32 protein-coding genes are annotated in these 22,302 nt (G+C 68.6%); 31 read left to right on the forward strand and 1 reads right to left on the reverse strand.

What is annotated here, in order from left to right:
* Positions 1-50 precede the first annotated feature (50 nt).
* From rplV to glmM, 30 genes are all read left to right on the forward strand, one after another.
* Positions 51-398, forward strand: a complete 348-nt coding sequence (rplV, locus tag ACIRS1_RS12220; RefSeq protein WP_030232471.1) for a 50S ribosomal protein L22 — start codon at positions 51-53, stop codon at positions 396-398.
* Positions 398-1,222, forward strand: a complete 825-nt coding sequence (gene rpsC / locus ACIRS1_RS12225) for a 30S ribosomal protein S3 (protein ID WP_030055823.1) — start codon at positions 398-400, stop codon at positions 1,220-1,222. The genes rplV and rpsC overlap by 1 nt, the downstream gene beginning before the upstream one ends.
* 5 nt (positions 1,223-1,227) lie before the next feature.
* Complete coding sequence (rplP, locus tag ACIRS1_RS12230; protein ID WP_030300385.1) at positions 1,228-1,647, forward strand: 50S ribosomal protein L16; 420 nt, start codon at positions 1,228-1,230, stop codon at positions 1,645-1,647.
* Positions 1,647-1,871: a 50S ribosomal protein L29 gene (gene rpmC / locus ACIRS1_RS12235; protein WP_030232478.1), complete on the forward strand. Its 225-nt coding sequence runs from the start codon at positions 1,647-1,649 to the stop codon at positions 1,869-1,871. The genes rplP and rpmC overlap by 1 nt, the downstream gene beginning before the upstream one ends.
* Positions 1,871-2,143: a 30S ribosomal protein S17 gene (gene rpsQ, locus ACIRS1_RS12240; protein ID WP_030055826.1), complete on the forward strand. Its 273-nt coding sequence runs from the start codon at positions 1,871-1,873 to the stop codon at positions 2,141-2,143. Before rpmC ends, rpsQ begins: the two co-directional genes overlap by 1 nt.
* 102 nt (positions 2,144-2,245) lie before the next feature.
* A complete protein-coding gene (rplN, locus tag ACIRS1_RS12245; RefSeq protein WP_030232481.1) occupies positions 2,246-2,617 on the forward strand; it encodes a 50S ribosomal protein L14 in 372 nt (123 codons plus the stop codon).
* 15 nt (positions 2,618-2,632) lie between these two features.
* Positions 2,633-2,944: a 50S ribosomal protein L24 gene (gene rplX, locus ACIRS1_RS12250; RefSeq protein ID WP_345286354.1), complete on the forward strand. Its 312-nt coding sequence runs from the start codon at positions 2,633-2,635 to the stop codon at positions 2,942-2,944.
* A complete protein-coding gene (gene rplE, locus ACIRS1_RS12255; protein ID WP_030280779.1) occupies positions 2,944-3,513 on the forward strand; it encodes a 50S ribosomal protein L5 in 570 nt (189 codons plus the stop codon). The genes rplX and rplE overlap by 1 nt, the downstream gene beginning before the upstream one ends.
* 4 nt (positions 3,514-3,517) lie before the next feature.
* Positions 3,518-3,703: a type Z 30S ribosomal protein S14 gene (locus tag ACIRS1_RS12260; RefSeq protein WP_030055830.1), complete on the forward strand. Its 186-nt coding sequence runs from the start codon at positions 3,518-3,520 to the stop codon at positions 3,701-3,703.
* A 268-nt stretch (positions 3,704-3,971) separates the two neighbouring features.
* Positions 3,972-4,379 carry a 30S ribosomal protein S8 gene (rpsH, locus tag ACIRS1_RS12265; RefSeq protein WP_031063036.1) on the forward strand — a complete coding sequence of 136 codons (408 nt, stop codon included), beginning with the start codon at positions 3,972-3,974 and terminating at the stop codon, positions 4,377-4,379.
* 22 nt (positions 4,380-4,401) lie between these two features.
* Positions 4,402-4,941 (forward strand): 50S ribosomal protein L6, encoded by a 540-nt coding sequence (rplF, locus tag ACIRS1_RS12270; RefSeq protein ID WP_360209088.1) that lies wholly within the window; start codon positions 4,402-4,404, stop codon positions 4,939-4,941.
* A 3-nt stretch (positions 4,942-4,944) separates the two neighbouring features.
* Entirely contained in the window at positions 4,945-5,328 is a 384-nt protein-coding gene (gene rplR, locus ACIRS1_RS12275) for a 50S ribosomal protein L18 (protein ID WP_030232494.1), read from the forward strand.
* A 48-nt stretch (positions 5,329-5,376) separates the two neighbouring features.
* Entirely contained in the window at positions 5,377-5,997 is a 621-nt protein-coding gene (gene rpsE, locus ACIRS1_RS12280; RefSeq protein WP_350573992.1) for a 30S ribosomal protein S5, read from the forward strand.
* Positions 5,997-6,179: a 50S ribosomal protein L30 gene (rpmD, locus tag ACIRS1_RS12285; RefSeq protein ID WP_030251557.1), complete on the forward strand. Its 183-nt coding sequence runs from the start codon at positions 5,997-5,999 to the stop codon at positions 6,177-6,179. The genes rpsE and rpmD overlap by 1 nt, the downstream gene beginning before the upstream one ends.
* A 2-nt stretch (positions 6,180-6,181) precedes the next feature.
* Positions 6,182-6,634 (forward strand): 50S ribosomal protein L15, encoded by a 453-nt coding sequence (gene rplO / locus ACIRS1_RS12290; RefSeq protein WP_380234346.1) that lies wholly within the window; start codon positions 6,182-6,184, stop codon positions 6,632-6,634.
* Between the two features lie 307 nt (positions 6,635-6,941).
* The gene (gene secY / locus ACIRS1_RS12295; protein ID WP_360209084.1) at positions 6,942-8,252 is read left to right on the forward strand and encodes a preprotein translocase subunit SecY; all 1,311 of its coding nucleotides are present in this window, start codon (positions 6,942-6,944) and stop codon (positions 8,250-8,252) included.
* The gene (locus ACIRS1_RS12300) at positions 8,252-8,905 is read left to right on the forward strand and encodes an adenylate kinase (RefSeq protein WP_360209081.1); all 654 of its coding nucleotides are present in this window, start codon (positions 8,252-8,254) and stop codon (positions 8,903-8,905) included. Before secY ends, ACIRS1_RS12300 begins: the two co-directional genes overlap by 1 nt.
* 112 nt (positions 8,906-9,017) lie before the next feature.
* Complete coding sequence (map, locus tag ACIRS1_RS12305; protein ID WP_360209079.1) at positions 9,018-9,857, forward strand: type I methionyl aminopeptidase; 840 nt, start codon at positions 9,018-9,020, stop codon at positions 9,855-9,857.
* Between the two features lie 151 nt (positions 9,858-10,008).
* The gene (mscL, locus tag ACIRS1_RS12310; RefSeq protein ID WP_360209077.1) at positions 10,009-10,434 is read left to right on the forward strand and encodes a large conductance mechanosensitive channel protein MscL; all 426 of its coding nucleotides are present in this window, start codon (positions 10,009-10,011) and stop codon (positions 10,432-10,434) included.
* A gap of 180 nt (positions 10,435-10,614) precedes the next feature.
* Positions 10,615-10,836: a translation initiation factor IF-1 gene (infA, locus tag ACIRS1_RS12315; RefSeq protein WP_003956442.1), complete on the forward strand. Its 222-nt coding sequence runs from the start codon at positions 10,615-10,617 to the stop codon at positions 10,834-10,836.
* Between the two features lie 33 nt (positions 10,837-10,869).
* Positions 10,870-10,983 carry a 50S ribosomal protein L36 gene (gene rpmJ, locus ACIRS1_RS12320; protein ID WP_003956441.1) on the forward strand — a complete coding sequence of 38 codons (114 nt, stop codon included), beginning with the start codon at positions 10,870-10,872 and terminating at the stop codon, positions 10,981-10,983.
* 178 nt (positions 10,984-11,161) lie between these two features.
* Complete coding sequence (gene rpsM, locus ACIRS1_RS12325; protein WP_097237495.1) at positions 11,162-11,542, forward strand: 30S ribosomal protein S13; 381 nt, start codon at positions 11,162-11,164, stop codon at positions 11,540-11,542.
* A 72-nt stretch (positions 11,543-11,614) separates the two neighbouring features.
* Complete coding sequence (gene rpsK, locus ACIRS1_RS12330) at positions 11,615-12,022, forward strand: 30S ribosomal protein S11 (RefSeq protein WP_030232513.1); 408 nt, start codon at positions 11,615-11,617, stop codon at positions 12,020-12,022.
* A gap of 131 nt (positions 12,023-12,153) precedes the next feature.
* Entirely contained in the window at positions 12,154-13,176 is a 1,023-nt protein-coding gene (locus tag ACIRS1_RS12335) for a DNA-directed RNA polymerase subunit alpha (RefSeq protein ID WP_030055844.1), read from the forward strand.
* 129 nt (positions 13,177-13,305) lie between these two features.
* Entirely contained in the window at positions 13,306-13,785 is a 480-nt protein-coding gene (gene rplQ / locus ACIRS1_RS12340) for a 50S ribosomal protein L17 (RefSeq protein ID WP_360209075.1), read from the forward strand.
* Between the two features lie 113 nt (positions 13,786-13,898).
* On the forward strand, positions 13,899-14,780 hold the full coding sequence (truA, locus tag ACIRS1_RS12345) for a tRNA pseudouridine(38-40) synthase TruA (RefSeq protein ID WP_402838796.1): 882 nt from the start codon (positions 13,899-13,901) through the stop codon (positions 14,778-14,780).
* 41 nt (positions 14,781-14,821) lie between these two features.
* On the forward strand, positions 14,822-16,480 hold the full coding sequence (locus ACIRS1_RS12350; RefSeq protein ID WP_402838798.1) for an ABC-F family ATP-binding cassette domain-containing protein: 1,659 nt from the start codon (positions 14,822-14,824) through the stop codon (positions 16,478-16,480).
* A 243-nt stretch (positions 16,481-16,723) separates the two neighbouring features.
* Entirely contained in the window at positions 16,724-17,167 is a 444-nt protein-coding gene (gene rplM, locus ACIRS1_RS12355; protein WP_030055846.1) for a 50S ribosomal protein L13, read from the forward strand.
* Between the two features lie 45 nt (positions 17,168-17,212).
* The gene (rpsI, locus tag ACIRS1_RS12360; RefSeq protein ID WP_360209067.1) at positions 17,213-17,713 is read left to right on the forward strand and encodes a 30S ribosomal protein S9; all 501 of its coding nucleotides are present in this window, start codon (positions 17,213-17,215) and stop codon (positions 17,711-17,713) included.
* A gap of 165 nt (positions 17,714-17,878) precedes the next feature.
* The gene (gene glmM, locus ACIRS1_RS12365; RefSeq protein WP_402838801.1) at positions 17,879-19,243 is read left to right on the forward strand and encodes a phosphoglucosamine mutase; all 1,365 of its coding nucleotides are present in this window, start codon (positions 17,879-17,881) and stop codon (positions 19,241-19,243) included.
* 92 nt (positions 19,244-19,335) lie between these two features.
* Here the strand turns inward: glmM and coaA are convergent, their stop codons facing one another.
* The gene (gene coaA / locus ACIRS1_RS12370) at positions 19,336-20,331 is read right to left on the reverse strand and encodes a type I pantothenate kinase (protein WP_360209062.1); all 996 of its coding nucleotides are present in this window, start codon (positions 20,329-20,331) and stop codon (positions 19,336-19,338) included.
* 99 nt (positions 20,332-20,430) lie between these two features.
* Between coaA and glmS the strand changes: the two genes are divergently transcribed.
* On the forward strand, positions 20,431-22,287 hold the full coding sequence (gene glmS / locus ACIRS1_RS12375) for a glutamine--fructose-6-phosphate transaminase (isomerizing) (protein WP_360209060.1): 1,857 nt from the start codon (positions 20,431-20,433) through the stop codon (positions 22,285-22,287).
* The last annotated feature ends 15 nt before the right edge of the window (positions 22,288-22,302 follow it).

A 22,302-nucleotide genomic window follows, 5' to 3' on the forward strand; every position in this document is an offset into this window, starting at 1 on the left:
AGCTTCAGCGCCAGAACGACTCAATGACTTACTCCATTAAGGGGACAACCATGGAAGCCAGGGCCCAGGCGCGGTACATCCGCGTCACGCCCATGAAGGCCCGCCGCGTGGTGGACCTCATCCGTGGCCTGAACGCCACGGAGGCCCAGGCCGTCCTGCGTTTCGCTCCGCAGGCCGCCACCGTGCCGGTCGGCAAGGTGCTCGACAGCGCCATTGCCAACGCCGCGCACAACTACAACCACTCCAACGTGGACGACCTCTACATCTCTGAGGCGTACGTTGACGAGGGCCCGACCCTGAAGCGGTTCCGTCCGCGCGCCCAGGGCCGTGCCTACCGGATCCGCAAGCGGACCAGCCACATCACCGTGGTCGTCAGCAGCAAGGAAGGGACCCGGTAATGGGCCAGAAGGTTAACCCGCACGGGTTCCGCCTCGGCATCAGCACGGACTTCAAGTCCCGCTGGTACGCCGACAAGCTGTACAAGGACTACGTCAAGGAAGACGTCGCCATTCGTCGCATGATGACGAAGGGCATGGAGCGCGCCGGCATCTCCAAGGTCGAGATCGAGCGCACCCGCGACCGCGTCCGCGTCGACATCCACACCGCCCGCCCCGGCATCGTCATCGGCCGCCGTGGCACCGAGGCCGACCGCATCCGCGGCGACCTCGAGAAGCTGACCGGCAAGCAGGTCCAGCTGAACATCCTCGAGGTCAAGAACCCCGAGCTGGACGCCCAGCTCGTGGCTCAGGGCGTCGCGGAGCAGCTGTCCTCCCGCGTGTCGTTCCGCCGTGCCATGCGCAAGTCGATGCAGGGCACCATGAAGTCCGGCGCCAAGGGCATCAAGGTCCAGTGCTCCGGTCGTCTCGGCGGCGCCGAGATGAGCCGTTCGGAGTTCTACCGCGAGGGCCGTGTGCCGCTGCACACCCTGCGCGCGAACGTCGACTACGGCTTCTTCGAGGCCAAGACCACCTTCGGCCGCATCGGCGTGAAGGTCTGGATCTACAAGGGCGACGTCAAGAACATCGCCGAGGTCCGCGCTGAGAACGCCGCTGCCCGCTCGGGCAACCGCCCGGCCCGTCCCGAGGGTGGTCGTCCCGCCCGCGGTGGCGAGCGCCGTGGTGGCGAGCGCGGTGGCCGCGGCCGTCGTCCCGCCGCTGCCGAGGCCCCCGCGGCCCCGGTCGCCGAGGCTCCGGCTGCCGAGAACACCGGAACGGAGGCCTGACCGCAATGCTGATCCCCCGTCGGGTCAAGCACCGCAAGCAGCACCACCCGAAGCGTCGCGGCGCTTCCAAGGGTGGCACCGAGCTGGCGTTCGGCCAGTTCGGCATCCAGGCCGTGACCCCGGCCTACGTGACGAACCGTCAGATCGAGTCCGCTCGTATCGCGATCACCCGTCACATCCGCCGTGGCGGCAAGGTCTGGATCAACATCTACCCGGACCGTCCGCTGACCAAGAAGCCGGCCGAGACCCGCATGGGTTCCGGTAAGGGTTCGCCGGAGTGGTGGATCGCGAACGTGCACCCGGGTCGGGTCATGTTCGAGCTGTCGTACCCGAACGAGAAGGTTGCTCGCGAGGCGCTCACCCGCGCCGCGCACAAGCTGCCGATGAAGTGCCGGATCGTCCGGCGCGAGGACGGTGAGAGCTGATGTCGGCCGCTACCAAGGCTGCTGAGCTTCGCTCGCTGGACAACGAGGGTCTCGTTGCCAAGCTTCGCGAGGCCAAGGAGGAGCTGTTCAACCTCCGCTTCCAGGCGGCGACCGGGCAGCTCGACAACCACGGACGGCTCAAGCTCGTCCGTAAGGACATCGCGCGGATCTACACCCTGATGCGCGAGCGCGAGCTGGGCATCGAGACGGTGGAGAACGCCTGATGACTGAGAACACCAACGAGACGCGCGGTTTCCGCAAGACCCGTGAGGGTCTCGTCGTCAGCGACAAGATGGACAAGACCGTCGTCGTCGCCGTCGAGGACCGCGTCAAGCACGCTCTGTACGGCAAGGTCATCCGCCGTACGAACAAGCTGAAGGCGCACGACGAGGCCAACGCCTGCGGCATCGGCGACCGGGTCCTCCTCGCGGAGACCCGCCCGCTGTCCGCGACGAAGCGCTGGCGCGTCGTCGAGATCCTCGAGAAGGCCAAGTAACGAAGCCGATGTGGTACGGCCGTATGTGCAGCGGGTCCCCCCGGGACGCCGGTGTGAGCAGCGGCCGGCCCGTCGACTCTCGTTGACGATCAGGAGAAAGCTGTGATCCAGCAGGAGTCGCGACTGCGTGTTGCCGACAACACTGGTGCCAAGGAGATCCTTTGCATCCGTGTTCTCGGTGGCTCCGGTCGTCGCTACGCCGGAATCGGGGACGTCATCGTCGCGACCGTCAAGGACGCGATCCCCGGTGGTTCGGTGAAGAAGGGTGACGTCGTCAAGTGCGTCGTCGTCCGCACCGTCAAGGAGCGTCGTCGTCCGGATGGCTCGTACATCCGCTTCGACGAGAACGCCGCTGTCGTGCTGAAGAACACCGAGGGTGACCCCCGTGGCACCCGCATCTTCGGCCCGGTCGGCCGCGAGCTGCGCGACAAGAAGTTCATGAAGATCATCTCGCTGGCGCCGGAGGTGCTCTAACCCATGGCGAACAGCATGAAGATCAAGAAGGGTGACCTGGTTCAGGTCATCACCGGCAAGGACAAGGGCAAGCAGGGCAAGGTCATCCAGGCCATCCCCGCTGAGAACAAGGTCCTGGTCGAGGGTGTGAACCGGGTCAAGAAGCACACCAAGCCGGGTCCGGGCACCCAGGGTGGCATCGTCACCGTCGAGGCCCCGGTTCACGTCTCCAACGTCCAGCTGGTCGTGGAGAAGGACGGCAAGAAGGTCGTCACCCGCGTTGGCTACCGCTTCGACGACGAGGGCAACAAGATCCGCGTTGCCAAGCGAACCGGTGAGGACATCTGATGTCTGAGACGACTGTTGAGAAGGTGGCCCCCCGCCTCAAGGAGCGTTACAACTCCGAGATCAAGGGCCAGCTGCAGGAGCAGTTCTCGTACGAGAACGTCATGCTGATCCCCGGCCTGGTCAAGGTCGTGGTCAACATGGGTGTCGGCGAGGCCGCCCGTGACAGCAAGCTGATCGAGGGCGCGATCCGCGACCTGACCGCGATCACCGGTCAGAAGCCGGCCGTGACCAAGGCTCGCAAGTCCATCGCGCAGTTCAAGCTGCGCGAGGGCCAGCCGATCGGCACGCACGTCACCCTCCGTGGTGACCGCATGTGGGAGTTCCTGGACCGTCTGGTGTCGCTGGCCCTGCCGCGTATCCGTGACTTCCGTGGCCTCTCCCCGAAGCAGTTCGACGGCCGTGGCAACTACACCTTCGGTCTGACCGAGCAGGTTATGTTCCACGAGATCGACCAGGACAAGGTCGACCGTCAGCGCGGTATGGACATCACCGTCGTGACCACCGCTCAGACCGACGACGAGGGCCGGGCGCTCCTGCGCGCTCTGGGCTTCCCGTTCAAGGAGGCGTGAGCCAATGGCGAAGAAGTCCCTCATCGCGAAGTCCGAGCGCAAGCCGAAGTTCGGCGTCCGGGCCTACACCCGGTGCCAGCGCTGCGGCCGTCCGCACTCGGTGTACCGCAAGTTCGGCCTGTGCCGTGTGTGCCTCCGCGAGATGGCGCACCGCGGCGAGCTGCCGGGCGTGACCAAGAGCTCCTGGTAATCCAGAGCCCTAGGCACCGCTAGCGAAGCAGAGGTGCCCGATCCCACACCGGCTCGTTTTGGGCCTCCTTGCGGAATCCCGTAAGGTTGTGGGGTCGGGCCCCCTGCCACGGCTTCCCCATGGTTGTCCGTGGTCCTCTTCTGGGAGGGCTCGCACCCAGTCTTACTACGTCGTAGGTCCCCTGCGCTTGTGCCCCTGACGCACTCGGAAGAGTGCGGCGGGGGGACCTGGTGCGGAGAAACCACGGCGAGAGAGGCCTGAGGCCATCATGACCATGACCGACCCCATCGCAGACATGCTCACGCGTCTGCGTAACGCGAACTCGGCGTACCACGACTCCGTGGCGATGCCGGCCAGCAAGATCAAGGCGCACGTCGCCCAGATCCTGCAGCAGGAGGGGTACATCTCCTCCTACAAGGTTGAGGAGCCCGTCGAGGGCGAGGTCGGCAAGAAGCTGACCATCGAGCTCAAGTTCGGCCCCAACCGTGAGCGCTCGATCGCCGGCATCAAGCGGATCAGCAAGCCGGGTCTGCGCGTTTACGCAAAGTCCACCAACCTGCCGAAGGTTCTCGGCGGCCTGGGCGTGGCCATCATCTCCACGTCGTCCGGCCTCCTGACCGACAAGCAGGCCGCCAAGAAGGGCGTAGGCGGAGAAGTTCTCGCCTACGTCTGGTAATTCGGGAAACGGAGGTACAGCAATGTCGCGCATTGGACGGCTGCCCATCCAGGTCCCCGCTGGCGTGGACGTCACCATCGATGGCCAGGCGGTCTCGGTGAAGGGCCCCAAGGGCACCCTCACCCACGTCGTCGCCGAGCCGATCGAGATCGGCAAGGGCGAGGACGGCATCGTGCTCGTCACCCGCCCGAACGACGAGCGTCGCTCGAAGGCCCTGCACGGCCTGACCCGCACGCTGGTGGCGAACATGATCACCGGCGTGACCGCGGGCTACCGCAAGTCGCTGGAGATCAGCGGTGTCGGCTACCGAGTCGCTGCGAAGGGCTCCGACATGGAGTTCCAGCTCGGCTACAGCCACCCCATCCTGGTCCCCGCGCCGGAGGGCATCTCCTTCGTCGTCGAGTCGCCCACCAAGTTCCACGTGGACGGCATCGACAAGCAGAAGGTCGGCGAGGTCGCCGCGAAGATCCGCAAGCTGCGCAAGCCCGACCCGTACAAGGCCAAGGGCGTCAAGTACGCGGGCGAGGTCATCCGCCGCAAGGTCGGAAAGAGTGGTAAGTAAGCGATGAGCGTCTCTGTCAAGATCGGCAAGGGCAACGCCTACAAGAGCGCCGCTCGCAAGCGCCGCGCGATCCGCGTTCGCAAGCGCGTCGTCGGCACCGAGGTGCGTCCGCGTCTCGTTGTGACGCGCTCGAACCGTCACATGGTCGCCCAGGTCATCGACGACGCCAAGGGTCACACCCTGGCGTCGGCGTCCACCCTCGACGTGTCCATCAAGGGCGCCGAGGGCGACAAGACCGAGCTGGCCAAGAAGGTCGGGAGCCTGGTCGCCGAGCGCGCCAAGGCCGCCGGCATCGAGGCGGTCGTGTTCGACCGCGCGGGCAACCGGTACGCCGGCCGCATCGCCGCCCTGGCGGACGCGGCCCGTGAGGCCGGGCTCGACTTCTAAGCCGCTCGTCGACTCTGTCGGCGGACGTAATCGAGAGAGGTAATTCCAATGGCTGGACCCCAGCGCCGCGGTAGCGGCGCCGGCGGCGGCACCGGTGGCGAGCGGCGCGACCGTAAGCGTGACGACCGGGGCAACGCCCCCGCCGTCGAGAAGACCGCTTACGTCGAGCGCGTCGTCGCGATCAACCGTGTCGCCAAGGTTGTCAAGGGTGGTCGTCGCTTCTCCTTCACCGCGCTGGTCGTGGTGGGCGATGGCGAGGGCACCGTGGGTGTTGGTTACGGGAAGGCGAAGGAGGTTCCGGCCGCCATCGCCAAGGGTGTTGAGGAGGCCAAGAAGAACTTCTTCAAGGTCCCCCGTATCCAGGGCACCATCCCGCACCCCATCCAGGGTGAGAAGGCCGCCGGCGTCGTGCTGCTGAAGCCCGCCGCCCCCGGTACCGGTGTTATCGCCGGTGGTCCGGTGCGCGCCGTCCTGGAGTGCGCCGGCATCCACGACATCCTGTCGAAGTCGCTCGGCTCGGACAACGCGATCAACATCGTGCACGCCACGGTGGCCGCTCTGAAGGGCCTCGTGCGCCCCGAGGAGATCGCCGCCCGTCGTGGCCTCCCGCTGGAGGACGTGGCCCCGGCCGCGCTGCTGCGGGCTCGCGCTGCAGGGGTGAGCGCCTGATGGCTCGCCTGAAGATCACGCAGACCAAGTCGTACATCGGCAGCAAGCAGAATCACCGTGACACCCTGCGTTCGCTTGGTCTCAAGCGCATGCACGACGTCGTGGTGAAGGAGGACCGTCCCGAGATCCGCGGGATGGCCCAGACGGTCCGTCACCTGGTGACGGTTGAGGAGGTGGACTGATCATGGGCGACAACCCGATCAAGATCCACAACCTGCGTCCCGCCCCGGGTGCCAAGACCGAGAAGATCCGCGTGGGTCGTGGTGAGGGCTCCAAGGGTAAGACCGCCGGTCGTGGCACCAAGGGCACCAAGGCCCGCTACCAGGTTCCGCAGCGCTTCGAGGGTGGCCAGATGCCCCTCCACATGCGCCTGCCGAAGCTGAAGGGCTTCAAGAACCCGTTCAAGATCACGTTCCAGGTCGTCAACCTCGACAAGCTGGCCGAGCTCTACCCGCAGGGTGGAGAGGTCACCGTCGAGGACCTGGTCGCCAAGGGCGCGGTTCGCAAGAACTCCCTCGTCAAGGTGCTCGGCACCGGCGAGATCTCGGTCGCGCTGCAGGTGACGGTCGACGCCGTCTCCGGCTCCGCCGCCGAGAAGATCACCGCCGCCGGCGGTACCGTCACCGAGCTCGTCTGAGCGCGCTGACCTGATGCGAGCCCCGCATCTCCTTCGGGAGGTGCGGGGCTCGTTCTTTTTCCCGGGGATTCCTTCTTCCGGGGCCCTCGTTCTTTTGTGTGGCAAAACCGGGCATCCCGTACCCCGTGAGTGGGGGAGGGGCGGTACGCGCTTCTTTCGAGTGGCTGCGCACTGTTAGAGTCCGTGGAGTTCCCTTGTAGGCTGCGCGTAGGCTCGCCTGTGCCGTCTGTACGGGAGCCCGACCCGCAAACTCCCCATTCAGGACCGACCCTCCCGCCGACGACGTGCGGGAGGCGCAGGAGGCACCGTGCTCAGTGCGTTCGCGCGGGCGTTCCAGACGCCCGACCTGCGCAAGAAGCTGCTGTTCACGCTGGGCATCATGGTGCTGTTCCGGCTGGGCTCGCACATCCCGATCCCCGGCGTGAGCTTCACGGCCGTGAACGAGTGTGTGAAGGAAGCCAAGAACACCGGCCTCTTCGGACTCGTCAACCTGTTCAGCGGCGGCGCGCTCCTCCAGCTGACGATCTTCGCGCTCGGCATCATGCCGTACATCACCGCGAGCATCATCCTCCAGCTCCTCACCGTCGTGATCCCGCGGCTCGAGGCGCTGAAGAAGGAGGGCCAGGCCGGCCAGGCGAAGATCACCCAGTACACCCGCTACCTGACCATCGCGCTCGCCGTGCTCCAGGGCACCGGCATCGTGGCGACGGCCTCCAGCGGCGCGCTCTTCTCCGGCTGCCCCGTGAACAACCAGATCGTCCCGGACACCAGCGTGTTCCGGATCGCGGTCATGGTGATCACGATGACGGCCGGCACCACGGTCATCATGTGGCTGGGCGAGCTGATCACCGACCGCGGCATCGGCAACGGCATGTCGCTGCTGATCTTCACCTCGATCGCGGCGCAGTTCCCGTCCTCGATGTGGGCGATCAAGCAGTCCGGCACCATCGGCGGCGGCTGGGTCGAGTTCCTGTCCGTGGTCGCGGTCGGCATCATCGTTGTGAGCCTGGTCATCTTCGTCGAGCAGGCCCAGCGCCGGATCCCGGTGCAGTACGCGAAGCGGATGATCGGCCGCCGGGCGTTCGGCGGCACCTCGACGTACATCCCGCTCAAGGTGAACCAGGCCGGTGTCATCCCGGTCATCTTCGCCTCGTCGCTGCTGTACATCCCCGCCCTGGTCGTCCAGCTGACCAACAGCCAGGCCGGCTGGGCCACGTGGATCCGGACGAACTTCGTCAAGGGTGACCACCCGATCTACATGGCCACCTACTTCCTGCTGATCGTCTTCTTCGCCTTCTTCTACGTCGCCATCTCCTTCAACCCCGAAGAAGTTGCCGACAATATGAAGAAGTATGGTGGGTTCATCCCGGGCATCCGGGCCGGCCGACCGACGGCCGAGTACCTGAACTACGTGCTGACCCGAATCACGTGGCCGGGTTCGCTCTACCTGGGCCTGATCGCGTTGATCCCGATGATCGCCCTGGTCGCCTTCGGACAGCAGACCAACTTCCCGTTCGGCGGCACCAGCGTGCTCATCGTCGTCGGCGTCGGACTCGAAACTGTGAAGCAGATCGAGAGCCAGCTCCAGCAGCGCAATTACGAAGGGTTCCTCCGCTGATGCGTATCGTCCTCGTTGGTCCTCCCGGGGCCGGGAAGGGTACTCAGGCGCACCTGCTCGCCAAGACCCTGTCCATTCCCCACATCTCCACCGGCGACCTCTTCCGCGCCAACATCGGCCAGGGCACCCCGCTGGGGCTCGAGGCCAAGAGCTACATGGACGCGGGCCGGCTGGTTCCGGACGAGGTCACCATCGGGATGGCCAAGGACCGCATGCTCCAGGAGGACGCCGCCAACGGCTTCCTGCTCGACGGCTTCCCCCGCAACCTGGGCCAGGCCAAGGCGCTGGACGAGTTCCTCGCCGAGCAGGGCATCGTCCTGGACGGCGTGCTGGACCTGGAGGTCCCCGAGGACGAGGTCGTCCGCCGGATCGCCGGTCGCCGGCTGTGCCGCAACGACGGCGGCCACGTCTTCCACGTGGACTACAACCCGCCGAAGGCCGACGGCGTCTGCGACGAGTGCGGCGGCGAGCTGTACCAGCGCTCGGACGACACCGAGGACAAGGTGCGCACCCGCCTGGAGGTCTACCACACGGAGACCGAGCCGATCATCGACTACTACGCCCAGCAGGGCCTGGTCGCGACGATCCCGGCCCTCGGCAAGGTGGACGAGGTCACCCAGCGCGCGATCGAGGCGCTGAAGCAGCAGGGCTGAGTTCTCTCAGCGACGTACGTACGGCCGGGTCGCCCCTTGAGCGGGCGGCCCGGCCGTTTTCGGCGTCGTACGGTGGTAGCAGTGGTAATCCGGACTTGGAAGGCGTGACCAGATGGTGGAGATCAAGACCCCCGAGCAGATCGCGAAGATGCGAGCGGCCGGGCTGGTCGTCGCCGAGGCCCTCAAGGCCTGCCGCGAGGCGGTCGCTCCGGGGGTGACCACCCAGGAGCTCAACGACGTCGCGGACAAGGTCATCACCGACCACGGCGCCACCTCGAACTTCCGCGCCCACCACGGCGGCCTCTGGTTCCCCGGGGTGATCTGCGCCTCGGTGAACAACGAGGTCGTGCACGGCATCCCCGGTGAGCGGGTGCTCCAGGAGGGCGACCTCATCTCGATCGACTGCGGGGCCATCCTGGACGGCTGGCACGGCGACGCGGCGATCACCGTCGCGGTCGGCGAGGTCCGCCCCGAGGTCGAGATGCTGAGCCGGGTGACCGAGGGCTCGATGTGGGCCGGCATCGCGCAGATGAAGAAGACCAACCGCCTGGTCGACGTCTCCAAGGCGATCGAGGGCTTCATCCGGCGCCAGCCGCTGCCGCCGAAGGGCAAGTGGGGCATCACCGAGGGCTACGGCGGCCACGGCATCGGCACCGCGATGCACATGGAGCCGCACGTGCTGAACTACGTGGAGCGCGGTCGCGGCAAGGGCCCGAAGCTCGTCCCCGGCACGGTGCTGGCGATCGAGCCGATGGTCTCGCTGGGCACCCCGCACACCGCGGTGCTGGACGACGAGTGGACGGTCGTCACCAACGACGGCACCTGGGCCTCGCACTGGGAGCACTCGGTGGCCGTCACCGAGCAGGGCCCGCTGGTCCTGACCGCCTTCGACGGCGGCCGGGCCGAGCTCGCGAAGCTGGGCGTCACCGCCGCGCCGGACCCGCTCGGCTGAGGCGCGTCCCGGCCGCCCGGTCGCGGGCCGGCGGCCGGTTCCCGTCGCTGACGGGGGAGCGGAGCCCTGGAGGTTTGGACCTCCAGGGCTTTTGTCCTATTTTTATCGGCTGGCAGTTGCTTCAGCAGCATCGATCGAGCAGGAGACAGCAGTGCTCAAGGGATTCCGCGACTTCATGATGCGCGGCAACGTCGTCGACATGGCCGTCGGTGTGGTCATCGGCGCCGCGTTCACGGGGGTGGTGACCGGCTTCGTCTCCGCGTTCCTCACCCCGCTGGTCGGCGTCGTGGTCGGCGCGGCCGGCGACTTCAGCTCCTACAAGGCGACCGTGGCCGGGGTGACCTTCCCCTACGGCCAGTTCCTCAACGTGCTGATCGCCTTCGTGATGACCGCCGCGGTGCTCTACTTCTGCGTCGTCCTGCCGGTCACCAAGGCCACCGCGCGCTACCTGCCGAAGAAGCCGAAGGCTCCGAAGCGCCCGTGCCCGGAGTGCCTGACCGAGATCCCGCAGGCCGCCCGCCGCTGCTCGGCCTGCACCGCGCACGTCGAGCCGCTGGCCGTTCCGACCGGGGTGTGACGGTCACCGCCTTCCGGGGCCTCCGTTTTGGCCCACCGGACGCGCTGGCGTAGGATGGACCGTCGGCTCACTCGTAGCGTGCTTCAGCACGCCCTCTTCCCCTCGGGGGCGGGGTGAACCCAGGTTCGCACGAGCGTTCCGCATACGGTAGCCGGTCCCGGAAGGTGGATCTCGCAGTTCATGGCTAAGAAGCAAGGCGCCATTGAGATCGAGGGCACCGTGATCGAGTCTCTTCCGAACGCGATGTTCAAGGTCGAGCTGCAGAACGGTCACAAGGTCCTCGCGCACATCAGTGGCAAGATGCGCATGCACTACATCCGCATCCTGCCGGACGACCGGGTCGTCGTGGAGCTCAGCCCCTACGACCTCACGCGCGGACGGATCGTCTACCGCTACAAGTAAGAACGTCAGATCTAGACCCGGAGAACCTGAAACATGAAGGTCAAGCCGAGCGTCAAGAAGATCTGCGACAAGTGCAAGGTGATCCGCCGTCACGGTCGGGTCATGGTGATCTGCGACAACCTGCGCCACAAGCAGCGCCAGGGCTGATCTCTCCCCAGCATTTCTCGTAGTACTTCGCGCGACGCGAAAACGTCATAAGCGGGCTACCCGATCCGACCTTGGGAAAGGACGGACTGCCGCCCCCGGTCAGAGGCCGGGGCTCCCTCATCGAGAGATGAAGGAGTAGGTAGCACGCAAGACCTCTGAAGAACCACAGGAGCCTTGAATGGCACGCCTCGCCGGCGTTGATCTCCCCCGTGAGAAGCGGATCGAGATCGCCCTCACCTACGTGTACGGCATCGGCCGTACCCGCGCCCAGCAGACCCTCGCCGAGACCGGCGTCAACCCGGATGTCCGCGTTCGCGACATCTCCGAGGAAGACCTGGTCAAGCTGAGCCAGTACATCGACGCCAACTACACGGTCGAGGGTGACCTCCGCCGTGAGGTGGCCGCCGACATCCGCCGCAAGGTCGAGATCGGCTGCTACGAGGGTCTGCGTCACCGCCGTGGCCTGCCGGTCCGCGGCCAGCGCACCCACACCAACGCGCGTACCCGCAAGGGCCCGCGTCGCGCGATCGCCGGTAAGAAGAAGCCGGGCAAGAAGTAGTCCGTCCCGTAACCGGACATCCCTCCGGCCCGCGGGTCAGCGGACCGACCACCTCAGTAGGAGAACAGACTTATGCCCCCCAAGGGTCGTCAGGCTGCCGGCGCGAAGAAGATCCGCCGCAAGGAAAAGAAGAACGTCGCTCACGGCCACGCGCACATCAAGAGCACGTTCAACAACACCATCGTTTCGATCACCGACCCCGCGGGCAACGTGATCTCCTGGGCCTCCGCCGGCCACGTCGGCTTCAAGGGCTCGCGCAAGTCCACCCCGTTCGCCGCGCAGATGGCCGCCGAGGCCGCTGCCCGTCGCGCGCAGGAGCACGGCATGCGCAAGGTCGACGTCTTCGTCAAGGGTCCGGGCTCCGGCCGTGAGACCGCGATCCGTTCGCTCCAGGCCACCGGCCTCGAGGTCGGCTCGATCCAGGACGTCACCCCCACCCCGCACAACGGCTGCCGTCCGCCGAAGCGCCGCCGCGTCTGACGCAGCGCCTTCGGGCACGCTGGGTTTGCTTTGAAACCTCGTACGGGCTCCCGTTCTCCGCGGGAGCCCGTACGCTTGGTCCTGTCGGCATCAAATAGTGGGTGCCGAAGACAACTGGAGGAACATCCCCCATGCTTATCGCTCAGCGTCCGTCGCTGACCGAAGAGGTCGTCGACGAGTTCCGCTCGCGGTTCGTGATCGAGCCGCTGGAGCCGGGCTTCGGCTACACCCTCGGCAACTCCCTGCGCCGCACGCTCCTGTCGTCGATCCCGGGTGCCGCTGTCACCAGCATCCGCATCGACGGCGTCCTGCACGAGTTCACCACCGTGCCGGGCGTCAAGGAGGACGTGACCGACCTCATCCTCAACATCAAGCAGCTGGTCGTCTCCTCGGAGCACGACGAGCCGGTCGTGATGTACCTGCGCAAGCAGGGCCCGGGTGTCGTCACCGCCGCCGACATCGCCCCGCCGGCGGGTGTCGAGGTGCACAACCCGGAGCTGGTCCTCGCGACCCTCAACGGCAAGGGCAAGCTGGAGATGGAGCTGACCGTCGAGCGCGGTCGCGGCTACGTCTCCGCCGTCCAGAACAAGGCCTCCGGCCAGGAGATCGGCCGCATCCCGGTCGACTCGATCTACAGCCCCGTGCTGAAGGTCACCTACAAGGTCGAGGCCACCCGTGTCGAGCAGCGGACCGACTTCGACAAGCTGATCGTCGACGTCGAGACCAAGCCCGCCATGCGTCCGCGCGACGCCATGGCCTCGGCCGGCAAGACCCTGGTGGAGCTGTTCGGCCTCGCCCGCGAGCTGAACATCGACGCCGAGGGCATCGACATGGGCCCGTCCCCGACGGACGCCGCCCTGGCCGCCGACCTGGCGCTGCCGATCGAGGAGCTGGAACTCACCGTCCGCTCCTACAACTGCCTCAAGCGCGAGGGCATCCACACCGTGGGTGAGCTCGTCGCCCGCTCCGAGGCCGACCTGCTCGACATCCGCAACTTCGGTGCGAAGTCGATCGACGAGGTCAAGGCGAAGCTGGCCGGCATGGGCCTGGCCCTCAAGGACAGCCCGCCCGGGTTCGACCCGACCGCCGCCGCCGACGCCTTCGGCGCCGACGACCTGGACGACGCGGGTTACGCGGAGACCGAGCAGTACTGAAAGACTTGACCGCGGGGGCGGTTCCTGCCGGAACCGCCTCCGTCGTCGTGAAAGTCGTGCGGGCACCGTGCCCGTACGCCCGCTGCGGTACCTGGTACGGCCGCAGTCGGAGATTCGAGGAGTAATTCCATGCCGCGTCCCACCAAGGGTGCCCGCCTCGGCGGCGGCCCGCACCACGAGCCGCTGCTGCTCGCCGGTCTGTGCCGGGAGCTGTTCCAGTACGGCCGCATCACCACGACCGAGGCCAAGGCCCGTCGGATGCGCCCGCTGGCGGAGAAGCTGATCACCAAGGCGAAGAAGGGCGACATCCACAACCGTCGCCTGGTGCGCAAGACGATCACCGACATCTCGGTGCTGCACACCCTCTTCACCGAGATCGCGCCGCGCTACGAGAACCGCCCGGGTGGCTACACCCGCATCACCAAGATCGGTCCCCGTCGTGGCGACAACGCCCCGATGGCCGTGATCGAGCTGGTCGAGGCGCTGACCGTCGCGCAGAACGCGGTCGGCGAGGCCGAGGCCGCCACCAAGCGTGCCGTCAAGGAGGCCGACGAGGCCGCCGCCGTCGAGACCAAGGCCGACGAGGCCGAGGCCGCCGAGCAGGCCTGACACCTCCAGGTGTTCCGCGGGCCCGTTTCCCCAGCAGTGGGGGAGCGGGCCCGTTCCTCATCCCCCGGGAGACGTGAGAAGCAGTGGTCAACGATTGCGCCGAGCAGCCGCCGGTGAAGGACGGTCCGGCCGACGGGTACGTCCGGGTCCGGCTCGACCTGGCCTACCAGGGCGCCGAGTTCTCCGGCTGGGCCCGCCAGAAGGGCGGCCGGCGGACGGTCCAGGAGGAGATCGAGACCGCGCTGCAGATCGTCACCCGCAGCCCCGAGCTGTTCCCGCTCACCGTGGCCGGCCGCACCGACGCCGGGGTGCACGCCCGCGGCCAGGTCGCCCACGTGGACCTCCCGGCCGAGCTCTGGGAGGCCCACCGGGAGAAGCTGCTGCGCCGGCTCGCCGGCCGGCTGCCCGGGGACGTCCGGATCTACCGGGTCGGCGAGGCGCCGGCCGGGTTCGACGCCCGCTTCTCGGCGATCTGGCGCCGCTACGCCTACCGGGTCGCCGACCACCCCGGCGGGGTCGACCCGCTGCTGCGCGGACACGTGCTCTGGCACGACCGGCCGCTGGACGTGGACCGGATGAACGAGGCCGCGAAGCTGCTGCTCGGCGAGCACGACTTCGCCGCGTACTGCAAGAAGCGCGAGGGCGCCACCACCATCCGCACCCTGCTGGAGCTGCACTGGGACCGCGTCCCGGTGGACTCCTACGCCGCCCAGGAGGGCTCCCTCGCGGTCGCCACCGTCCGCGCCGACGCGTTCTGCCACAACATGGTCCGGGCGTTGGTCGGCGCGATGCTGCTGGTCGGCGACGGACACCGGCCGGTGGAGTTCCCCGGCGAGGTGCTGGCCGGCGGGGTGCGCCACTCCGCGGTCAACGTGATCCGGCCGTACGGGCTCACCCTCGAGGAGGTCGGCTACCCGCCGGACGACCTGCTCGCCGAGCGGAACCGGCAGGCCCGGCGGATGCGCACGCTGCCCGGACAGCCCGCCGCCGGGTAATCCGTTTGGGCCCTGCGCGTCGGCTTGGGACAATCGTCCGCATGGGACACGTCGAGATTTCGCACCTTGAGTACTACCTGCCGGACGGGCGAGTGCTGTTCGACGACGCGTCCTTCCGGGTCGGCGAGGGCGCGGCCGTCGCGCTGGTCGGCGCCAACGGCGCCGGCAAGACCACCCTGCTGCGGATGATCGCGGGGGACATCCAGCCGCACGGCGGCTCGGTGACGATCAGCGGCGGGCTCGGCGTGATGCGCCAGTTCGTCGGCACCACCGGCCGCGAGGACCAGCAGGCCACCCCGGGCGCGCTGCCCGCCGACGCCTCCGTCCGCGACCTGCTGGTGTCCGTCGCCCCCGAGCGGATCGCCGTCGCCGCCCGCGCGGTGGACGCCGCCGAGCTGGCGATGATCGCCCAGGACGACGAGAAGACCCAGATGGCCTACGCCCAGGCGCTCTCCGACTGGGCCGACGTCGGCGGCTACGACTACGAGACCGACTGGGACGTCTGCACCATGGCGGCCCTCGGCATGCCCTTCGACAAGGCGCAGTGGCGCGGCCTGAACACCCTCTCGGGCGGTGAGCAGAAGCGGCTCGTCCTGGAGACGCTGCTGCGCGGGCCCGAGGAGGTGCTGCTCCTCGACGAGCCCGACAACTACCTGGACGTCCCCGGCAAGCGCTGGCTGGAGGAGGCCATCAAGGCCACCTCGAAGACCGTGTTGTACATCTCACACGACCGCGAGCTGCTCTCCCGCACCGCCGACAAGATCATCAGTGTCGAGTCCGGTGCCGCCGGAAGCAGTGTCTGGGTGCACGGTGGCGGCTTCGACACCTTCCACGAGGCCCGCAAGGCCCGCTTCGAGCGCTTCGAGGAGCTGCGCCGCCGCTGGGACGAGGAGCACGCCAAGCTCAAGAAGCTGGTCGTCACCCTGCGTCAGGCCGCCGCGGTCAGCCACGAGATGGCCTCCCGCTACTCCGCGGCCCAGACGCGGCTGAAGAAGTTCGAGGACGCCGGCCCGCCGGAGGCGCCGCCGCGCGAGCAGTCCATCACCATGCGGCTCAAGGGCGGGCGCACCGGCGTGCGCGCTTTCACCATGGAGCGGCTGGAGCTCACCGGCCTGATGCAGCCCTTCGACCTGGAGGTCTTCTACGGCGAGCGGATCGGGGTGCTGGGCGCCAACGGCGCCGGCAAGTCGCACCTGCTGCGGCTGCTGGCCGGCGACACCACGGTCGCCCACACCGGGGACTGGAAACTGGGCGCCCGGGTCGTCCCCGGCCACTTCCGGCAGACCCACGCCCACCCCGAGCTGTTCGGGCGGACGGTGCGCTCGATCGTCGAGGAGGAGCACGCGCTCAGCCGCGGCGCCGCGATGGGCGCGCTGCGCCGCTACGAGCTGGACCGCCAGGAGGAGCAGAAGTTCGAGTCGCTGTCCGGCGGGCAGCAGGCCCGGCTGATGATCCTCAAGCTCGAACTCTCCGGCGTGACGGCCCTGTTGCTCGACGAGCCGACCGACAACCTGGACCTGGAGAGCGCCGAGGCGCTGCAGGCCGGGCTGGAGGCCTTCGAGGGCACCGTGCTGTGCGTCACCCACGACCGCTGGTTCGCCAGGACCTTCGACCGCTTCCTGGTGTTCGGGGCGGACGGCCGGGTCTTCGAGTCGGCCGAGCCGGTCTGGGACGTCAACCGGGTGCAGCGCGAACGCTGAGTGACGACAGGGCCTCCGGGCGGTCGCGGTCCGGCGATTTTTGACCCCTCCCCGCCCGCCCGGTAACCTGGACGCTTGATGTGCGTATTGGCTCGCTCTATCTCACGTGAGAGGTCGGTACGCCGGAGACATCAGGTCGTCGACCAGCGGTCCCCCTTGAATTGCGTCCAAGGGTGATCAGGCTGCTCTTCCGACCAGGTGCTCCTGTCAGGACTCACTCACTGAAAAGCGAAGGCTACGACCGTGCGTACGTACAGCCCCAAGCCCGGCGACGTCCAGCGTCAGTGGCACGTCATCGACGCGACCGACGTCGTGCTGGGCCGCCTGGCCTCCCAGGCCGCCAACCTCCTCCGGGGCAAGCACAAGGCGATCTACGCGCCGCACGTTGACACTGGTGACTTCGTCATCATCATCAACGCCGACAAGGTGCACCTGTCCGGTAACAAGAAGACCCAGAAGCTGGCCTACCGCCACTCGGGCTTCCCGGGCGGTCTGCGCTCGGTGCGCTACGACGACCTGCTGGCGAACAACCCGGAGAAGGCCGTCGAGAAGGCCATCAAGGGCATGATCCCCAAGAACAGCCTGGGCCGTCAGATGCTCTCGAAGCTGAAGGTCTACTCGGGCGACCAGCACCCCCACGCTGCCCAGCAGCCGGTGCCGTTCGAGATCACCCAGGTCGCGCAGTAATTCGGCCACCAAGCCCCCCAACACTGAAAAGAGCTGAGGAACACCGTGGCCGAGACCACTGAAACCCTTGAGGTCGACTTCGACGAGAACGTCGAGGGCGAGTACACCTCCGAGGAGAGCTACACCTCCGAGTCGCTGGCCGGCCGCTTCGGCGAGGCCACCCCGGGCGCCGGCCTCGGCCGTCGCAAGGAGGCGATCGCCCGCGTGCGCATCGTCCCCGGCACCGGCCAGTGGAAGATCAACGGTCGCACCCTGGAGAACTACTTCCCCAACAAGGTGCACCAGCAGACCGTGAACGAGCCCTTCAAGCTCCTCGAGCTTGACGGCCGTTACGACGTCGTCGCCCGCATCACCGGTGGCGGCGTCTCCGGCCAGGCCTACGCGCTGCGCCTCGGCGTGGCCCGTGCCCTGAACGAGGCCGACGTGGACAACAACCGCGGCGCGCTGAAGAAGGCCGGCTTCCTGACCCGTGACGCCCGCGCCGTCGAGCGCAAGAAGGCCGGTCTCAAGAAGGCCCGCAAGGCGCCGCAGTACAGCAAGCGCTAATCGCGTCCCAGGGGGTGCGGTCCGCCCTGGCGGCGCACCCCCTGGTTGCGCGTACCGTCGCCCCGGAGTACCACGTGTACTCCGGGGCGACGTGTTCCCCGGCCGGCGTGCGGTGGCCGGGGACGGTCGGTTGGGTTCCGAGCAGTGGTGATGGAGGACGGGACAGTGGGACGACTCTTCGGTACGGACGGCGTACGCGGGGTGGCGAACGAGGGCCTGACGGCCGAGCTGGCGCTCGGGCTGTCGGTCGCGGCGGCACACGTGCTGGGCGAGGCCGGTGCCTTCGAGGGGCACCGCCCGGTCGCGGTGGTCGGCCGTGACCCGCGCGCCTCGGGCGAGTTCCTGGAGGCCGCCGTCATCGCCGGCCTGGCGAGCGCCGGCGTCGACGTGCTCCGGGTCGGCGTCCTGCCCACCCCGGCCGTGGCGTACCTCACCGGCGCGCTCGGCGCCGACTTCGGCGTGATGCTGTCCGCCAGCCACAACGCGATGCCCGACAACGGCATCAAGTTCCTCGCCCGCGGCGGCCACAAGCTGGACGACCGCATCGAGGACGCGATCGAGAACCACTACCGGACGTACTCCGTCGGCAGTGACGAGTGGCAGCGCCCGACCGGCGCGGCCGTCGGCCGGGTCCGCGAGTACACCGAGGGCTTCGACAAGTACGTCGCCCACCTGATCGGCGTGCTGCCCAACCGCCTCGACGGCATCAAGGTCGTCATCGACGGCGCCCATGGCGCGGCCGCCTACGTCGCCCCCGAGGCCTTCGCCCGGGCCGGCGCCGAGGTCGTCCACACCCTGGGGGCCGAGCCCACCGGCCTCAACATCAACGACGGCGTCGGCTCCACCCACCTGGACCGGCTGCGCGCCGCCATGAAGGAGCACCGCGCCGACCTCGGCATCGCGCTGGACGGCGACGCCGACCGCTGCCTGGCCGCCGACGCGGACGGCGACGAGGTGGACGGCGACCAGATCATCGCGATCCTGGCCGTCGCCATGAAGGAGGCCGGCACCCTGCGCGGCAACACCGCCGTCGCCACCGTGATGTCCAACCTGGGCTTCAAGCTGGCGATGCAGCGCGAGGGCATCGAGCTGGTGGAGACCGCCGTCGGCGACCGCTACGTGCTGGAGGCCATGAAGGAGCACGGCTTCGCGCTGGGCGGCGAGCAGTCCGGCCACGTCATCCTGCTCGACCACGCCACCACCGGCGACGGCACCCTGACCGGCCTCATGCTGGGCGCCCGACTGGCCGCCACCAAGCAGCCGCTGGCCGACCTCGCCGCCGTGATGACCCGGCTGCCGCAGCAGCTGATCAACGTCAAGGGCGTCGACAAGGCCCGGGTGGCGACCAGCACCGGGCTGGCCGCCGCCGTCGCCGAGGCCGAGACCGAGCTGGGCTCCACCGGCCGGGTGCTGCTGCGCCCGTCCGGCACCGAGCCGCTGGTCCGGGTCATGGTCGAGGCCGCCGACGCGGTGCAGGCGGAGGCCGTCGCCCAGCGACTGGCCGAGGCCGTGCGGACCCACCTGGGCTGAGCCCGTCCCACCCCGCGTCGAAGGGGCCCCCGCCGAGTCGGCGGGGGCCCCTTCGGGCGGGTAGCGGTGCGGGCGCTCCTCGGCGCGGGCCGTCAGAGCTTGCGCAGCAGCGCCCGGCGGACCTTGTGGTCCGAGCCCTTCTGCAGGATCAGGGTGGCCCGGCCCCTGGTGGGCAGCACGTTCTCCAGCAGGTTGGGCCGGTTGATGGTGCGCCAGACCTGCCGGCCGTACTCCATCGCCTCCTCCTCCGGCACCTCGGTGAAGCGGCGGAAGTAGGAGTTCGGGTCCTGGAAGGCGGTCTGACGGAGCTTGCGGAACCGGTCCAGGTACCAGTGCTCGATGTCGTCGGTGCGGGCGTCGACGTAGATCGAGAAGTCGAAGTAGTCGGCCACCGCCAGCCGGGTCCGCCCGTCGGTGCCGGGCAGCGCCGGCTGCAGGACGTTCAGGCCCTCGACGATCAGGATGTCCGGGCGCTCCACGGTGAGCCGCTCGTCCGGCACGATGTCGTACACCAGGTGCGAGTACACCGGGGCGGTGACGCGGTCCTTGCCCGCCTTCACGTCCGCGACGAAGCGCATCAGCGCCCGGCGGTCGTACGACTCGGGGAAGCCCTTGCGGGCCATCAGGCCGCGGCGGCGCAGCTCGGCGTTGGGGAGCAGGAAGCCGTCGGTGGTGACCAGTTCGACCCGCGGGTGCTCGGGCCAGCGGGCGAGCAGGGCCTGCAGCAGACGGGCGGTGGTCGACTTGCCGACCGCGACCGAGCCGGCCACGCCGATGATGAACGGCGTGCGGGTGCGCTCGGTGTCCGGCGTGTCCAGGAAGGTGCCCAGCGCGCCGCGCAGGTCGTGCGTGGCGTGGATGTACAGGTTGAGCAGCCGGGACAGCGGCAGGTAGACGTCGCGCACCTCGTCCAGGTCGAGGGCCGTGCCGAGTCCGCGCAGCCGCTCCACCTCCTCGGCGGTCAGCGGCAGCGGCGTGCGCTCGCGCAGCGCGCTCCACTCGGCCCGGCTGAGGTCCACGTAGGGGGACGGCGACGGGCCGGCCGAGGTGGCGCCCCGCGTACAGAGTTCGGTCAGCACATGCTCCATTGTGAGCCGTAGCGGCGTTCACGGTGGTTGTGGTGTCGGTCACGCACTGTTCCCCCAAGGCGGGAAAAGGGCCCCAGAACCGCCCTTATGCTGGCACGCATGTGCGGAATTGTTGGATACGTGGGCGCGCAGTCCGCCCTCGACGTAGTAATCGCAGGCCTGCAGCGACTGGAGTACCGGGGCTACGACTCGGCCGGTGTCGCGGTGCAGGCGCAGGACTCCGACGGGCAGTGGAGTCTGGTCACCGACAAGCGGGCCGGCAAGCTCGCCAACCTGGAGAAGTCGCTCGCCGAGACCCCTCTGCCCGGCGGCACCACCGGCATCGGCCACACCCGCTGGGCCACCCACGGCGGCCCGACGGACGCCAACGCCCACCCCCACCTGGACGACGACCTGCGGGTCGCCGTCGTCCACAACGGCATCATCGAGAACTTCGCGCAGCTGCGCGCCGAGATCGCCGAGCGCGGCCACACCCTCCGCTCCGAGACCGACACCGAGGTCGTCGCCCACCTGCTGGGCGAGGCCTACCAGGGCGACCTCGCCGAGGCCATGCGGGTGGTCTGCCGCCGCCTGGACGGCGCGTTCACCCTGGTGGCCGTGCACGCGGACGCGCCGGACGTCGTCGTCGGCGCCCGTCGCAACTCGCCGCTGGTGGTCGGGCGCGGCGAGGGCGAGAACTTCCTCGCCTCCGACGTCGCCGCGTTCATCGCGCACACCCGCGAGGCGATCGAGCTGGGCCAGGACCAGGTCGTCGAGCTGCGCCGGGAGGGCGTGACCGTCACCAACTTCGACGGCACCCCGGCCGACGTGCGCGAGTACCACGTGGACTGGGACGCCTCGGCCGCCGAGAAGGGCGGCTACGACTACTTCATGCTCAAGGAGATCGCCGAGCAGCCGAAGGCCGTCGCCGACACCCTCCTCGGCCGGATCGGCACCGACGGCCGGCTCACCCTCGACGAGCTGCGCATCTCGGACGCCGACCTGCGTTCGGTCGACAAGGTCGTCATCGTCGCCTGCGGCACCGCGTTCCACGCCGGCATGATCGCCAAGTACGCGATCGAGCACTGGACCCGCATCCCCTGCGAGGTCGAGGTCGCGTCCGAGTTCCGCTACCGCGACCCGATCATGGGCCCGGGCACGCTGGTCATCGCCATCTCGCAGTCCGGCGAGACCATGGACACGCTGATGGCGCTGCGGCACGCCCGCGAGCAGGGCGCCAAGGTGCTGGCGATCTGCAACACCAACGGCTCCACCATCCCGCGCGAGTCGGACGCCGTGCTCTACACGCACGCCGGCCCCGAGGTCGCCGTCGCCTCCACCAAGGCGTTCCTGACCCAGCTGGTGGCCTGCTACCTGGTCGCCCTGTACCTGGGCCAGGTCCGCGGCACCAAGTGGGGCGACGAGATCTTCACCATCATCCGCGAGCTCGGCGACGCGCCGAAGCAGGTGGAGCAGGTGCTGGAGACCATGGAGCCGGTGCGCGAGCTGGCCCGCTCCCTGGCCGACGCCCGCTCGGTGCTGTTCCTCGGCCGCCACGTCGGCTTCCCGGTGGCCCTGGAGGGCGCGCTCAAGCTCAAGGAGCTGGCGTACATGCACGCCGAGGGCTTCGCGGCGGGCGAGCTCAAGCACGGTCCGATCGCGCTGATCGAGGAGGGCCTGCCGGTCGTCGTGGTCGTGCCCTCGCCGCGCGGCCGCTCGATCCTGCACGACAAGATCGTCTCCAACATCCAGGAGATCCGGGCCCGCGGCGCCCGCACCATCGTCATCGCCGAGGAGGGCGACGAGGCGGTCGTCCCGTACGCGGACCACCTGATCCGCATCCCGGCCACCCCGACGCTGCTGCAGCCGCTGGTCTCCACCGTCCCGCTGCAGGTCTTCGCCTGCGAGCTGGCCACGGCCAAGGGCCACGAGGTCGACCAGCCGCGCAACCTGGCGAAGTCGGTCACCGTCGAGTAGCACGCGCTCGTCGGC

It is taken from the genome of Kitasatospora sp. NPDC101176 (genome assembly GCF_044768035.1).
GTDB lineage: Bacteria > Actinomycetota > Actinomycetes > Streptomycetales > Streptomycetaceae > Kitasatospora.